This window comes from Rhodopseudomonas rhenobacensis, assembly GCF_014203125.1.
Classification (GTDB): Bacteria; Pseudomonadota; Alphaproteobacteria; order Rhizobiales; family Xanthobacteraceae; genus Rhodopseudomonas_A; species Rhodopseudomonas_A rhenobacensis.
Genome location: NZ_JACHIH010000017.1, coordinates 63378 through 77961, shown reverse-complemented (window position 1 = coordinate 77961; position 14584 = coordinate 63378). Strand labels below are relative to the sequence as shown.

At 65.1% G+C, this 14584-nt stretch carries 12 protein-coding genes; 7 read left to right on the top strand and 5 right to left on the bottom strand.

The genetic code is table 11. The annotated features are described in order from the left end of the window. Positions 1-969: a branched-chain amino acid ABC transporter permease gene (locus HNR60_RS14175; protein WP_184258513.1), complete on the top strand. Its 969-nt coding sequence runs from the start codon at positions 1-3 to the stop codon at positions 967-969. Between the two features lie 307 nt (positions 970-1276). Then, entirely contained in the window at positions 1277-1732 is a 456-nt protein-coding gene (locus HNR60_RS14170) for a hypothetical protein (protein ID WP_184258510.1), read from the top strand. Between the two features lie 556 nt (positions 1733-2288). Here the strand turns inward: HNR60_RS14170 and HNR60_RS14165 are convergent. Next, complete coding sequence (locus HNR60_RS14165; RefSeq protein WP_246432946.1) at positions 2289-4400, bottom strand: DUF4407 domain-containing protein; 2112 nt, start codon at positions 4398-4400, stop codon at positions 2289-2291. A 586-nt stretch (positions 4401-4986) separates the two neighbouring features. Between HNR60_RS14165 and HNR60_RS14160 the strand changes: the two genes are divergently transcribed. Beyond that, positions 4987-5631, top strand: a complete 645-nt coding sequence (locus HNR60_RS14160) for a DUF47 domain-containing protein (RefSeq protein ID WP_011473387.1) — start codon at positions 4987-4989, stop codon at positions 5629-5631. Between the two features lie 14 nt (positions 5632-5645). Continuing rightward, positions 5646-6650 (top strand): inorganic phosphate transporter, encoded by a 1005-nt coding sequence (locus tag HNR60_RS14155; RefSeq protein ID WP_184258508.1) that lies wholly within the window; start codon positions 5646-5648, stop codon positions 6648-6650. A gap of 34 nt (positions 6651-6684) precedes the next feature. On the opposite strand, the gene sugE is transcribed toward HNR60_RS14155, so the two are convergent. Then, complete coding sequence (gene sugE, locus HNR60_RS14150) at positions 6685-6999, bottom strand: quaternary ammonium compound efflux SMR transporter SugE (protein WP_184258506.1); 315 nt, start codon at positions 6997-6999, stop codon at positions 6685-6687. A gap of 166 nt (positions 7000-7165) precedes the next feature. Here sugE and HNR60_RS14145 point away from each other — a divergent pair, with 166 nt between their 5' ends. Beyond that, positions 7166-8785 (top strand): peptide chain release factor 3, encoded by a 1620-nt coding sequence (locus tag HNR60_RS14145; RefSeq protein ID WP_184258504.1) that lies wholly within the window; start codon positions 7166-7168, stop codon positions 8783-8785. 1292 nt (positions 8786-10077) lie between these two features. Here the strand turns inward: HNR60_RS14145 and HNR60_RS14140 are convergent. Both HNR60_RS14140 and HNR60_RS14135 read right to left on the bottom strand, forming a co-directional pair. Then, entirely contained in the window at positions 10078-10596 is a 519-nt protein-coding gene (locus HNR60_RS14140) for a GNAT family N-acetyltransferase (protein ID WP_184258502.1), read from the bottom strand. Further along, on the bottom strand, positions 10593-10880 hold the full coding sequence (locus tag HNR60_RS14135) for a type II toxin-antitoxin system TacA family antitoxin (protein WP_184258500.1): 288 nt from the start codon (positions 10878-10880) through the stop codon (positions 10593-10595). The genes HNR60_RS14140 and HNR60_RS14135 overlap by 4 nt, the downstream gene beginning before the upstream one ends. A gap of 340 nt (positions 10881-11220) precedes the next feature. Between HNR60_RS14135 and HNR60_RS14130 the strand changes: the two genes are divergently transcribed. Together HNR60_RS14130 and HNR60_RS14125 are read left to right on the top strand one after the other, a co-directional pair. Beyond that, complete coding sequence (locus HNR60_RS14130; protein ID WP_184258498.1) at positions 11221-13311, top strand: carbon starvation CstA family protein; 2091 nt, start codon at positions 11221-11223, stop codon at positions 13309-13311. Further along, positions 13304-13504, top strand: a complete 201-nt coding sequence (locus HNR60_RS14125) for a YbdD/YjiX family protein (protein WP_430694938.1) — start codon at positions 13304-13306, stop codon at positions 13502-13504. Before HNR60_RS14130 ends, HNR60_RS14125 begins: the two co-directional genes overlap by 8 nt. A 6-nt stretch (positions 13505-13510) precedes the next feature. Here the strand turns inward: HNR60_RS14125 and HNR60_RS14120 are convergent, their stop codons facing one another. After that, complete coding sequence (locus HNR60_RS14120; RefSeq protein ID WP_246432945.1) at positions 13511-14515, bottom strand: YheT family hydrolase; 1005 nt, start codon at positions 14513-14515, stop codon at positions 13511-13513. Positions 14516-14584: the final 69 nt, after the last annotated feature.

Here is a 14584-nt window from a genome sequence, read left to right as displayed (position 1 = left end):
ATGACCACGATCACCGATAACGCCATCGCCACTCCGCGCCGCGCCGTCCGCGACGAAATGATCGCGCTCGCGGTGATGACCGCGCTGCTCGCGGTGGTGCCGCTCACCGGGGTCTATCCATTCTTCGTGATGCAGGGGCTGTGCTTCGCGCTGCTGGCCTGCGCCTTCAACCTGCTGATCGGCTATGGCGGCTTGTTGTCGTTCGGCCACGCCATGTTCCTCGGCACCGCCGGCTACGTCACCGCGCATGCGCTGAAAGTCTGGGGGCTGCCGCCGGAGCTCGGCATCGTGCTCGGCACACTCGCCGCCGCTTCGCTCGGCGTGCTCACTGGCCTGGTCGCGATCCGCCGCCAGGGCATCTATTTTGCGATGATCACGCTGGCGCTGTCGCAGCTTCTGTACTTCGTCTATCTGCAGACCCCGTTCACCCATGGCGAGGACGGCATCCAGGGCATCCCGCAGGGCCATCTGTTCGGGTTCATCAATCTCGCCAATCCGAATACGCTGTACTACGTGATCCTGGCCGGCTTCCTGCTGGGCTTTCTGGTGATCTACCGCGCGATCAACTCGCCGTTCGGCGAAGTGTTGAAGGCGATCCGCGAGAACGAGCCGCGCGCGGTGTCGCTCGGCTACAAGACCGATCACTACAAGCTGCTCGCCTATATCCTGTCGGCGACGCTGGCGGGCTTCGCCGGCTCGCTGAAAGTGTTCGTGGCGCAGAACGCCTCGCTCACCGACGTGCACTGGACGATGTCCGGCGAGATCGTGCTGATGACGCTGGTCGGCGGGCTCGGCACCATCTACGGCCCGGTGGTCGGCGCCTTCGTGATCATCGCCATGCAGCAATATCTCGCCGGCTTCGGCCAGTGGGTGACGGTGATCCAGGGCGTGATCTTCGTGGTCTGCGTGCTGACCTTCCGCCGCGGCGTGATCGGCGAAATCGCGCATTATTTCAAACGCTCGCTGTAACGAGATACCGCAAGACTCGGCGCTTTTAGGTCATGCCGTCGGGGCGCGCAGCAACACGCGTGCGCGCTGTCGAGGATTCCCCATATCACTTCGTCGGAGCGATGGTGAGTCGATCAAAAAATGGTAATAACGTACTATAAAGTCGGTTAAACCGTTGACAAACGGCGAAACTGCTAGTTCTGAATCGATGTTTTTAATCATGCTGAGACCAAAACCGGCCTATTATTGTGATTCTCAATGCCCGGCGTCTCTCGTAGAGAGAGACACAACCTGAAAAGGCACCCGTAATCGGGTGAAAGGTAATCACATGCAATATTGGATCGCTGCTTTTGCAGCTGCTCTCGTAGTCGTCATCGGCTACGCCGCGGGTCCCGTAGGGGCCATCGTCGCCATCGTCGCGTTCTCGGTCGCGCTGTTCCTGCTCTGGGCCTACAATCTCGGCTTCAACGGCGCATGGACCGGCTTCGGTCTGGACCGCTTCACCGCGCCGTTCTGGAAAGCCGAGAATTGGGATCGTTTCGGCACCATCTTCGCCGATCGCGAAAAGGTGGTGAAGGCCGGCACCGTTGCGGTGGTGCTGATCGCGTTGTCGCTGGTGCTGCCGGCCAACCAGGTGGCTTTGGCCGTCGCGGTGGTTGCGGCCTGGTACGTGTTTCAGGTCTATCGCGCCAACAAGCCGGTCGTTACCAAGTCGACCACGCTGGACCCGCAGGTCTACGGCACGACCTCCGAAGCCCGCAAAGAGATCTCCCGCATCAACTAATCGGCCATCGCTTGGAAAGGGCGGCGCGGAGCAATCCACGCCGCCCTTTTGCGTTTGAGGGACGCAGCGTTTGGGGCGTGGCGTATTGCGGGGTCGTTGCGGTCGCGCCGCGGCTTGCTAGAGCATCTTCGGTTGAGATTGAAGCATCCAACCCAAACGCGGCCGTCATTCCGGATTGCGAGTTCGTCAGAACGAGCAAGTCCGGAATCCATATTCCCTGCAGGGGTTATGGATTCCGGGCTCGCTCGCAGCTAAAGCTGCTCGCGCCCCGGAATGACAGCCGCGGGAATCTTGAAGCGCATCAATCCAACTCGAAAAGTCGCTAAAGGCCAGAGCGACCCGTGTCTCGTTGAGGTGCTCGGTCTCCAGGGGGTGTGAAGCCCATCCTTCGAGGCCCTCGCGTTGCTCGGGCGCCGCAGGATGACGCCCTGCTTGGGTCGTTGCGAGGAGCTCTTGCGACGAAGCAATCCAGGGCAGCGCAAGGTGGCGTTTTGAGTCGAATGCCAGGAGCCGTCGCCACAGGGCGACGGCTCCGTCGAACGATGGAACGCAAACCTTAAGAGCGCTGCTGCAGCTCGTATTGCAGCGAGTATTGCAGCGGCACGTAACCGTTGCGTTGTGCTCCGGCGCCGTCGTGCGAGGAGGGCGGCCGGGCGGTGGCCGGCCGCAGCGCCATGTCCTGCCTGTCGAGGTTGTCGAACAGATCGCCGCTCGGTGCCGCGCTGCGGGGCCTCTCGGTCGGTGGCCACGCGATCCGCGCGCTATCGTTAAGCGAAGCAGCGGCCGGCGATATCCCGGCTTGCGCCGGTGGATGACCGTCATCGCTGCTGAGCACGTCGTCGGCTGCGATCGCGACGGCGGCTGCGTGATGCCGAGTGACGTGATGCCGAGTGACGCGGAGCGGGGGCGCTTCAGGTTGGGCGACCTCGGGTGGCACCGCCTCCTGTTGAGGCGATCCATGCTGAGCTACTTCGAGAGACGCAGCATCGGCGGCGGGCAACGCTTCTGTCACCCGCTTGACGATCGCGGCAGGCAGCTCCTCCATCGCCGGCTCCACGCGGAGCGCGCCGGGCGGCACCTCTGTCAGCTTCTCGATGCGGATCGGGGCTGCGGGTGCGGCCGGCAGGCTGGACAGGGCCGCAGCCGCCGAGGTTCGCGCCGGCCGCTCGCTCGGGCGTGGCGCGGGGTCGAGCGGCACCAGCCGCGGCAGCGGCGAGCGGGCCGCGCGGTCGCGCACCGGAACGTGCGTGACGCGGTCGCGGCGTTGCGGCTTCGGCGCCTCGGCCTTGCCGAAGATCGATTCGAACAGCCGCTTGGCGACGCCGGGTTCGATCCGCGGCGCCAGCTGCGGTTCGGGCTCGGGCAACGGCTCGTCAGCGGCATTCTGGATGCGGCGGCGGGCACGCTCGACCTCGTCCTGGATCTTCGCCGCATAGACGCTCGGCGGCGAGAAGAAGATCTTGGCGACCACCGGGACGATCTCCAGGAAGATGATGAAGAACCGCGTCATCCAGGAAAACAGCGCCATGGTGCCGCCGTCCTTCGGGTCGTTCTTCAATTCCTGATAGGCGGCCATCCGGGTCAGCGGATCGACCTTGTCCTTCTTCTCCTGGAAGTAGGATTCCGCGAGCGCCTTGCGGCGGAATTGCTCGACGTTGGCGACGCGCTCGGCCTCCAATTGCTTCAGCTCGGCGCGGGCGGCGTCGATCTGCGCCTGCAGCGCGGAGCGCTTGCCCTCCAGCGCGGCGCGCTCGACGTTGCGGGCGGCGAGGGAATCGGCCGCCACCGTGATCTGGGCGGCGCGCAGCTCGTCGGTCTTGGCGTGCAGCTGCGCGATCTCGCCATCGCGCGCGGCGATCTGGCCCTGGTACAGCTCCTTCTGGCGCTTGGCGAATTCGTAGCGCGGCCCGGCGCCGGGTCGGCCGCTATTGGTCGGGGTCAGCTTCTGGCCGAGCTCCTCGGCGTTCATGTCGGCGGCGTAGCGCTGCACGGTCTGCTGGATCTCGCGCTGCTCGGCGCGCAGCTCGGACTCGCGGGCCGCGAGCGCCTTGATCTGCTGTTCGATGTCGCTGGAGCGGCCCTGCGCCGCGGCGTCGGCCGCCGGTACTTCGTTCAGGGCGTTGTGCAGCAGCCCTTCCATCGCCACGATGGCGGCCTGCCGGCGATCGATCTCGCCGCCGAGCTGCTGGTTGAATTGTTCGATCTTCTGGTAGATCGGCTGATTGGCGGCGACGCGGTCGCGCTCGATCTTGTCGTCGATGGTGCCGGAAAAGATCGCCAGCTCCAGGAACATCGCGATCACCCAGGCCAGCCCGAACGACATCGCCAGCCGGATCGCGATCCGGCCGAACCGCCAGGTCGACTGCCGGCTCTCGGCCTCGGCGCCGTCGCCCTTGGTCCACAGCGTGCCCTGGTAGAACCAGTCGGACTGGCACAGCGCGCGGTCGAACATCAGCACCGTCAGCGCGATGACCAGCGCGGCCAACAGCCGGGTCCAGACATCGGCGATCATGTAGCCGGTGGCGTGGAACGAGATGCCCAACACCACGACGAAGGACAGGCACAGGGAGAACCCCAGATGCGCGGCCCACATCTTGTCGGTCGCCGGACAGGTTTCCAAGGTCTTGCGATCGACGCCTGCGATGAAGTTGAGTGCTGTACGAATCATGGCTGTCCCACTCTGCGATGCTCGACCGCGGTCTGGTGACGAAATAAGGAAAAGTTGAGTTTGCTGGTTCGGCGACTATCCCAAAGGACGTCGGTTACGCGCACTGATCCACAGGTTAAGGCGTTACCGAATACTCACCTACCGCTAGGCTACTAGCCGGGCAGGTCGCACGGGGTACGTTGCCGGAAATTCGAACACGCCGTTTCGGCTGAGTACGACACCAACAAAACCGCCTGGTACCTCGCAACCATCTTTGATGGTCTCGATCACTCCAAGATCGCGCAACTCTAAGTCGCGCGATCAGCGTGATTCGAACGCTCCTCTATCATTCCTAACAAAGCGTAAATTGACCAGAATAATTTGTCCGCGGTCGCCCGGCTGCCTCCCGAACAGCGGACTTGCTGAAAGCCCGCGGCGGGCCTATGCCGCCCGTCCGAGCCGGCCCGGGCGTACCGGGGCACCATAAAGCGGTGGATGACGTCGCTTTGACCCACCGCAATTGCCTGCTGGGCCCGGAAATGATCTATGACGCTTCCGTGACAGGGGGCAGCCGTCCGGCGCCACGTCACAAACGATGGACTCTTCAATGCTGCGTTGGTTTCGCGCCTTTCTGCCGAAGGAGGAGAGGTTTTTCGACCTGTTCGCCCGACACTCCCAAACCGTCGTGCAGGGCGCCGAGGCGCTGCAGGACATGCTGCGCGGCGGCGACGAGACGCCGGTGCATTGCCAGCGGGTCAGCCAGTTCGAGAACGACGCCGACGCCATCACCCGCGAGGTGCTGACCGCGGTGCGCCGCACCTTCATCACCCCGTTCGACCGCGTCGACATCAAGAACCTGATCACCTCGATGGACGACGCCATCGACCAGATGCAGCAGACCGCCAAGGCGGTGATCCTGTTCGAGGTGCGCTCGTTCGAGCCGCCGATGCGCGAAATCGGCACGCTGCTGGTGGAATGCGCCAATCTGGTCGGCCGGGCGCTGCCGTTGATGAAATCGATCGGTCCCAATGTGGCGATGCTGACCGCGATCACCGAGGAACTCGGCAAGCTGGAAGGCCGCGTCGACGACCTCCACGACATCGGTCTCAAGGAATTGTTTCTCAAGCACCGCAACGCCAGCGCGATGGATTTCATCGTCGGCGCCGAGATCTACGACCACCTCGAGAAAGTTGCCGACCGCTTCGACGACGTCGCGAACGAGATCAACAGCATCGTCATCGAACAGGTATAGGGCAGGGCCGCGCAGTGGACGCCACGCTGGGTCTTCCGATCCTGGTCGGATTAATCGCAATCGCGCTGTTGTTCGATTTTCTGAACGGGCTGCATGACGCGGCGAATTCGATCGCCACGATCGTCTCCACCCGGGTGCTGCGGCCGCAATATGCGGTGCTGTGGGCGGCGTTTTTCAATTTCGTGGCGTTTTCGGTGTTCGGACTGCACGTCGCCACCACCATCGGCACCGGGATCATCGAGCCCAGCGTGATCGACGCCCAGGTGATCTTCGCAGCGCTGATGGGCGCGATCGCCTGGAACATCATCACCTGGGCGCTCGGCATTCCTTCCAGTTCGTCGCATGCGCTGATCGGCGGCCTGCTCGGCGCCGGGCTTGCCAAGGCCGGCTTTGCTGCGGCGGTCTGGGGCGGGCTGACCAAGGCCTTGCTGGCGATCGTGCTGTCGCCGGTGATCGGCTTCCTGCTGGCGTTGGTACTGGTGGCGATCGTGTCCTGGGCCTCGGTGCGCTCCACGCCGTTCGCCGTGGATCGCGCCTTCCGGATCCTGCAATTCGCCTCCGCCTCGCTGTATTCGCTCGGCCACGGCGGCAACGACGCCCAGAAGACCATGGGGATCATCGCGGTGCTGCTGTATTCGCAGGGCCACCTCGGCAGCGAATTCTCGGTGCCGTTCTGGGTGGTGCTGGCCTGCCAATCGGCGATGGCGCTGGGCACGCTGATGGGCGGCTGGCGGATCGTCCGCACCATGGGGCTGCGGATCACCAAATTGACCCCGATGCAGGGCTTCTGCGCCGAAACCGGCGGCGCCGCGACGCTGTTCATGGCGACCTTCCTCGGCGTGCCGGTCTCCACCACTCACACCATCACCGGCGCGATCGTCGGCGTCGGCGCCGCGCGGCGGGTCTCGGCGGTGCGCTGGAACGTGGCGAGCTCGATCGTCTATGCCTGGGTGATCACCATCCCGGCCTCCGCGATGGTCGCGGCCGCGGCATTCTGGATCGCCAGTTTTCTTCGTTGATCAGGACCTTAGCGCAAATTGATAAGGTGAAGCGTCAGGCGACGATGCGCAGGCCGACGATGCCGGCGACGATCAGCCCGATGCACAGCAGCCGCAGCGCGTCGGAGGGCTCGCCGAGCAGCGCGATGCCCAGCACCGCGGTGCCGACCGCGCCGATCCCCGACCACACCGCATAGGCGGTGCCGACCGGCAGCGTCTTCAGCGACAGCCCGTACAGCAGCACCGAGCCGACCATGCAGGACAGCGTCAGCGCCGAGGGCACCAGCCGGGTGAAACCATCGGTATATTTGACCCCGATCGCCCAGCCGATTTCCATACAACCGGCGACCAATAGATAAAGCCAGGCCATGACGACCTCCACGAGAGCGGGGCAGGGTCGTCCCTGCGCAATTTGGGTGATTGGGAGGTCGTCCTCTTAGGGGCTATATGAAGGACGCCGCCGCGCCGCGCAACCGTTTGCCGCGGCTACGACAACGCCCTTGATTGCGCCCGCTTTCCCTGCCACAGGCTCGCTTATGTCCGACATTGCCATACCGGCCGATCCGTCGCCGTTGCATTCCTCGATCGTCACTGAGGTGGCGCGACGCCGCACCTTTGCGATCATCTCGCATCCCGACGCCGGCAAGACCACGCTGACCGAAAAGCTCTTGCTGTTCGGCGGCGCCATCAATCTTGCCGGCCAGGTCAAGGCCAAGGGCGAACGGCGCAACACCCGCTCCGACTGGATGAAGATCGAGCGCGACCGCGGCATCTCGGTGGTCACCTCGGTGATGACCTTCGAGTTCGAGGGCCTGGTGTTCAACCTGCTCGACACCCCGGGCCACGAGGACTTCTCCGAGGACACCTACCGGACGCTGACCGCGGTGGATTCCGCCGTGATGGTGATCGACGCCGCCAAGGGCATCGAGGCGCGGACCCGAAAACTGTTCGAGGTCTGCCGGCTGCGCGACATTCCGATCATCACCTTCATCAACAAGATGGACCGCGAAAGCCGCGACACCTTCGACCTGTTGGACGAGATCGAGAAGACGCTGGCGCTCGACACCACGCCGATGACCTGGCCGGTCGGCCGCGGCCGGGATTTCCTCGGCACCTATGACATCGGCACCGGCGGCATCCGCCTGCTGGAAGGCGGCGGCGCCAAGACCGGCGCCGCGCAACAGATCGACATCGCCGAACTCGCCGGGCGCGGCAATCTCGACGTCGCCGAAGTGAAAGAAGAGCTGGCGCTGGTCTCGGAGGCCTGCAAGCCGTTCGACCTCGAGGCGTTCCGCGAGGGCCATCTGACCCCGGTGTATTTCGGCTCGGCGCTGCGCAATTTCGGCGTCGGCGATCTGTTGGAAGGGCTTGGCAAGTTCGCGCCGCCGCCGCGGGCGCAGGACAGCAATCTGCGCAAGGTCGAGGCGGACGAGAAGGGGATGACCGCCTTCGTCTTCAAGATCCAGGCCAACATGGATCCGAACCATCGGGATCGCATCGCCTTTGCAAGGCTTTGCTCGGGCAAGCTCACCCGCGGCATGAAGGCCAAGCTGGTCCGCACCGGCAAGAATATGAGCCTGTCGAGCCCGCAATTCTTCTTCGCCCAGGACCGCGCGCTGGCCGACGAAGCCTTCGCCGGCGACGTCGTCGGCATTCCCAACCACGGCACCTTGCGGATCGGCGACACGCTCAGCGAAGGCGAGGACATCACCTTCGTCGGGGTGCCGAGCTTCGCGCCGGAAATCGTCCGCCGGGTCCGGCTCAAGGACGCGATGAAGGCCAAGAAGCTGAAGGAGGCCTTGCAGCAGATGTCGGAGGAGGGCGTGGTGCAGGTGTTCCGGCCCCGCGACGGCGCGCCCGCGCTGGTCGGCGTGGTCGGCTCGCTGCAGCTCGACGTCTTGAAGGCGCGGCTGGATGCCGAATACCAGCTGCCGGTGGATTTCGAGGTCTCCGAATTCCAGCTGGCGCGCTGGATCTCCTCGGACGATCCGAAGAAGCTCAACGCCTTCGTCGCCGCCAACGGCTCCGGCGTCGCCGACGATGTCGACGGCGATCCGGTGTACCTCGCCAAGAACGAATTCTATCTTGGCTACACCCGCGAACGCGCCGAAGGCATCGTGTTCTCGGCGATCAAGGACGTGAAGAAGAAGGGGTAAGGCGCTCCACGTGCTGTGTCCGGCTGCGGGCTGCGGCCGGCTCCAGATACGGCGCACCGCGCCCCATCATCAGATGTCATCCCCGCGAAAGCGGGGATCCAGTATTGCAGAGCCATCGCGGCTGAATGCAGCCCCTGATCGATCGCTCTGGAATACTGGGTCGCCCGGTCAAGCCGGGCGATGACGGCTGTGAGCGGAGCGCGGCATTGCGCTTCACGACCTCGGATTCGATTTTCAAACAGCCACGATGAGTTCTGGATAGCCGTCCGCATTCTCGCGACGCGGGGCGCCCGAGCTTTGCGAAGTGCCCCCCTCGACGCAATGAGGGGGGAGGCGCGCCGCATGGCGCGGGGGTAGCGTTGTCGCGGCTCACGGCCACGCCGGCGAGGCGTGACGGCAAACCGCGTCGCCTTGCGGCGCGCCACCTGCGGCGATTATGGGCCCCGGGACCGTGCTTCCGGGGACAGGCGCGATGCACTCCGCACCGCCGATCCGGCGGGCTTTCCCCGCCTTCACCTGTCCCGCGTCCAGCCAACCAGCAAGTGGCAGAGCCTCGTAGTGGGCCCGGACGGTGGCCTGGGGCCTCCCGGGCGGTGCTTGCGAGGCACCAGCGCGGGACGCCGCGTCGACCGAGCTGGAATTGCTTCCACCTCGATAGCGATCGGTGGGTCGCCCCACGTCCCGCTCTGTCCCGCTTCAAAAGCGCCCTCGAGAAGCGCCCCTCACGGACAGGACAAATAGGAATATAATCTGTTTCGTGGAATTGTCAACGGGCTGTAGTCCGAACGAAAGCGCTGTAGCCCGGATGAAGCGAAGCGAAATCCGGGGACACGGCCTCTCCGCCGGAGTTGTATCGGCGGGATATCTTGCCGAGAGGGTAATCGCTATTTGTTCCCGGATTTCGCTTCGCTTCATCCGGGCTACGGACTCCCGGATTTCGCTTCGCTTCATCCGGGCTACGGACTGCCGGCTTTCGCTGCGCTCATCCAAGCTACCGACTATCTCTCGCCGCCTTTCGCCTGCAGCGCTTGCAACGCCGTGGCGATCGGCAGGAACAGCGCCTTGTATTAATAGTCCGAACGAAAGCGCTGTAGCCCGGATGAAGCGAAGCGAAATCCGGGGACAGGGCCTCTCCGCCGGAGTTGTATCGGCGGGATATCTTGCCGAGAGGGTAATCCCTATTTGTTCCCGGATTTCGCTGCGCTTCGTCCGGGCTACGGTCTCCCGGATTTCGCTGCGCTTCATCCGGGCTACGGACTGCCGGCTTTCGCTGCGCTCATCCAAGCCTCCGACTATCTCTCGCCGCCTTTCGCCTGCAGCGCTTGCAACGCCGTGGCGATCGGCAGGAACAGGGATTGCGGCCGGCTGGCGAAGCGGCGGAATTGGTAGTGCTGGTAGAAGGCCACCGCGGCCTCGTCCTTGGCGTCGACGATCAAGGCGTAGATCGCCGGATCGGCGCGCGAGGCCCGCACCGCCGCGTCCATGATCAGCGCGCCGCCGAGGTGCCGGCGCTGACAGCGGCGATCGACCGCGAGCCGACCGATCAGGCCGGCGGGCAGCAGCGCGTAGCGCGGCAGACGTTTGATCTGGTCGGGGGACAATTCCGTCAGCGGCAGGCTGGTGGCCGCGAAGGTGTAGTACCCGGCGATCGCGCCGGCGTCGTCGAGTGCCACGAAGCAATTGCTGACGCGCCGCTTGATGTCCTGGTTCGCCAGTTCGCGCAGGTAGCGGTCGAGCGGTTCGACGCCGCTGGAAAAGGTCGAGCGGTCGTGGGCCGCGGCGAGGGCTTCGATCCGAAACCCCTGGCTCACGGCACAGGCTTGATGAGATCGCGGTAGGCTTCCGCGGCACGCAGCAGATTGTCGGAAGGTTGCGGCGGATCGAGGATCGCGGCGGCGAAGGCGCGCTGATCCTCGACCGCGAGCCGGATGATCTGCGTCGCTTCGATGGTGCGGGCGGCGGCTTCCTGCGCGGCCGCGACGATGAAATCGCTGACACTGCGGCCTTGCAGTTCGGCGGCGCGTTTGACCACCGCCAGCGCGTCCGGGGCGATGCGGGCTTCGATGCGTGCGGTACGGGCGCGGTCTTGGGCCATGATGACCTCGTTCTCGATGCCTGTTTGTACGGGAATTATACGTACAAATCAATGACCGACCGGGCCATCAAATAATCCGCCGCGCCGCCACGCCGCGTTGAAACCATCCCAGCCCGCTGCGGCTTATGGTCCGAGAGGAGGACGGAACGATCAGCTCCCGCAACAATGCATCGCTGCTATCGACTTGCGAGCAATATTACTGCGTTACAATCGACTTTCCTGGTGTTTTATTGCTGTCAGTTGATCGGGATCAACGCACGGGCTGTCGGCGCGGAAGAGATACACGCTCGGCCAACAGCACTTGCCACCAATTTTCACGCGCCGCCGACGAAGGACGATCATGAGGACGCTTGCCACCAAGGACAACGGGATCTTGTCGAAGCTGCTGTGGGCCGCGGTGGTGGCGCTCGGCGTGGTGTCGTTCGGCATCGTCGCGCTGAGCCGCGGCGAGACCATCAACGCCTCCTGGCTGGTGATCGCCGCGGTCTGCGTCTACTTCATCGCCTATCGGTTCTACGGGCTGTTCATCGCCGAGAAGGTGCTGGGCGTCGATCCCAAGCGGAAGACCCCGGCCTACGTCCATAATGACGGCCTCGATTACGTGCCGACCAACCGCTACGTGCTGTTCGGCCACCATTTCGCCGCCATCGCCGGCGCCGGCCCCTTGGTCGGCCCGGTGCTGGCGGCGCAGATGGGCTATCTGCCGGGCACGCTGTGGATCTTGGCCGGCGTGGTGTTCGCCGGCGCGGTGCAGGATTTCACCGTGCTGTTTCTGTCGACGCGGCGCGATGGCCGCTCGCTCGGCGATATCGTGCGCTCCGAAATGGGGCCGGTCGCCGGCGGCATCGCGCTGATCGGCGTGCTGCTGATCATGGTGATCCTGCTCGCGGTGCTGGCGCTGGTGGTGGTCAAGGCGCTGGTCGGCAGTCCGTGGGGCACCTTCACGGTGTTCTCGACCATCCCGATCGCCATGCTGATGGGCGTCTATGCCCGCTTCATCCGGATCGGCCGGATCGCCGAAATGTCGGTGATCGGCGTGCTGCTGCTGCTGGCGTCGCTGATCTACGGCCGCAGCGTCGCCGACAATCCGGCGCTGGCGCCCTGGTTCGATCTCTCAGGCGAAACTTTGGCGCTGGTGATCATCGGCTACGGCTTCGTCGCCTCGGTGCTGCCGGTGTGGCTGCTGCTGGCGCCGCGGGACTATCTGTCGACCTTCCTCAAGGTCGGCACCATGGCGCTGCTCGCGGTCGGCATCATCATCGTGCAGCCGGATCTGAAGATGCCGGCGGTCACCCAGTTCATCGACGGCTCCGGCCCGGTGTGGTCGGGCAGCCTGTTTCCGTTCCTGTTCATCACCATCGCCTGCGGCTCGGTGTCCGGCTTCCACGCGCTGATCGCCTCGGGCACCACGCCGAAAATGGTCGAGAACGAGAACCAGCTGCGCTTCATCGGCTATGGCGGGATGCTGACGGAATCCTTCGTCGCCATCATGGCGATGATCGGCGCCACCGTGCTGGAGCCCGGCGTGTATTTCGCCATCAACAGCCCCGCCGGCGTGATCGGCACCACCGCGGTGCAGGCGGCGCAGGTGGTCTCCGGCTGGGGCTTCGTCGTCACCCCCGATATGCTGAACCAGCTCGCCCAGGACGTCGGCGAAAAGACCCTGTTGTCGCGCACCGGCGGCGCCCCGACGCTGGCGCTCGGCATGGCGCATATCCTGTCCGGGATGTTCGGCGGCCGGATGCTGATGGGGCTGTGGTATCACTTCGCCATCCTGTTCGAGGCGCTGTTCATCCTGACCACGGTCGACGCCGGCACACGGGTCGCGCGCTTCATGATCCAGGATATGATCGGCAGCGTGGTGCCTTCGTTCCGCAAGACCGAGTCCTGGGCCAACAATCTGATCGGCTCGGCGCTGGCGGTCTGCGCCTGGGGTTACTTCCTCTATCAGGGCGTGATCGACCCGATGGGCGGCATCAACACGCTGTGGCCGCTGTTCGGCATCTCCAATCAAATGCTGGCCGGCATGGCGCTGATCCTGTGCACCGTGGTGCTGTTCAAGATGAAGCGGCAGCGCTACGCCTGGGTCACCATCGTGCCGACGCTGTGGCTGCTGATCTGCACGCTGACCGCGGGCTTCCAGAAGCTGTTCAGCGCCGACGTCAAGATCAGCTTCCTCGCCCACGCCTGGAAGTTCAGCGACGCGGCCGCGGCCGGCAAGATTTTGGCGCCGGCCAAGACCATGGAGGAGATGCACCGCGTCATCGTCAACGATTACGTCGACGCGACGCTGACCGCGATGTTCATCGCCGTGGTGCTGTCGATGATCGTCTACGGGGCGATCGCGATCCGCCGGGCGCTCGGCGATCCGAAGATTTCCGCCAACGAGATGAGCCTGCCTGCCAACGTCGAGGGAGCCAAAATTGCGTGACCTGATGGCGATGAAGGAATGGACGGTGCGCGCCGCACGGCTGATGGTCGGGATTCCCGACTATCAGACCTATGTGACGCACCGCCAGGAGACCCATCCGGATCAGCCGGTGATGACCTACGAGGAGTTCTTCGTCGAGCGGCAGAACGCCCGCTACGCCGTCGGCAAGGGCCGCTTCCGCGGCTGCTGCTGACGCCGCTCACCCCGCCGCCTCGAGCCAGTCGCACACCGCCTCGGGCATGGCGCGGACGTGGCCGGGGAAGCGGCCGGCGGGGAAGCCGACATGGCCGCCTTCATCAGGCTGCCACAGCATCACCTGCGGGCCGGCCTGGTTCGGGTTGGGCAGCGACGGCTCCGGCACGAACGGATCGTTGCGGGCGTTGAACACCAGGGTCGGCACCCGGATCGAGGTGAGATGCGGCTTGGCGGAGGCGCGGCGCCAGTAGTCGTCGACGCTGGAAAAGCCGTGCAGCGGCGCGGTGAAGCAGTCGTCGAAGTCGCGTAACGTGCGCGCCGCGATCAGCCGCTCGCGGTCGAACAATTTCGGATGCTGCTGCCACTTGGCTAATGCACGCGGCTTCATGGTGCGCAGGAAGTGCTGCGCATAGGCCAGCCAGTTGAAGCCGCGGTCGATCGCAGCCCCCGCGGCGGCGAGATCGAGCGGCGCCGAGATCGCCGCCAGTGCGCGGACCACCGGCGCGGCGGTGGAGCCGGCTTCCTCCGCCCAGCGCAATAGCGCGTTGCCGCCGAGCGAAACCCCGGCCGCCAGCACCGGCGCGGCGGCGTAGCCGCGGATGCGGTCGAGCATCCAGCCGATCTCCTCGAAATCGCCGGAGTGATAGGAGCGCGGCGCCAGGTTCGGCTCGCCGGAACAGCCGCGGAAATGCGGCACGCTGAAATGCCAGCCGCGCGCCTGCGCGGCTTGCGCAAACGCCACCGCGTAGTGGCTCGACGAACTGCCTTCGAGGCCATGAAACAACACCAGCCACGGCGCGCCGCGGGCGCCTTGCAGGTGGTCGACGTCGATGAAGTCGCCGTCCGGCGCCTGCCAGCGTTCGCGCCGATACGCCGGCGCCGCCGAGCTGCGCGGCCGCGAGATCAGCGCCGGCCAGATGGTCTGCAGGTCGCCGCCCGGCAGCCACCATGGCGCGCGGTAGTCGTGCAGCGCGGTCATCCGCAGGTCGAGAAAGCCGTGGCGTGTCATCCCTGCGCTTCCCGGCGTCGTTTTGTCGTTGAGGTTGCGCCGTCTTACACCGAATGCAGCGCGGCACGC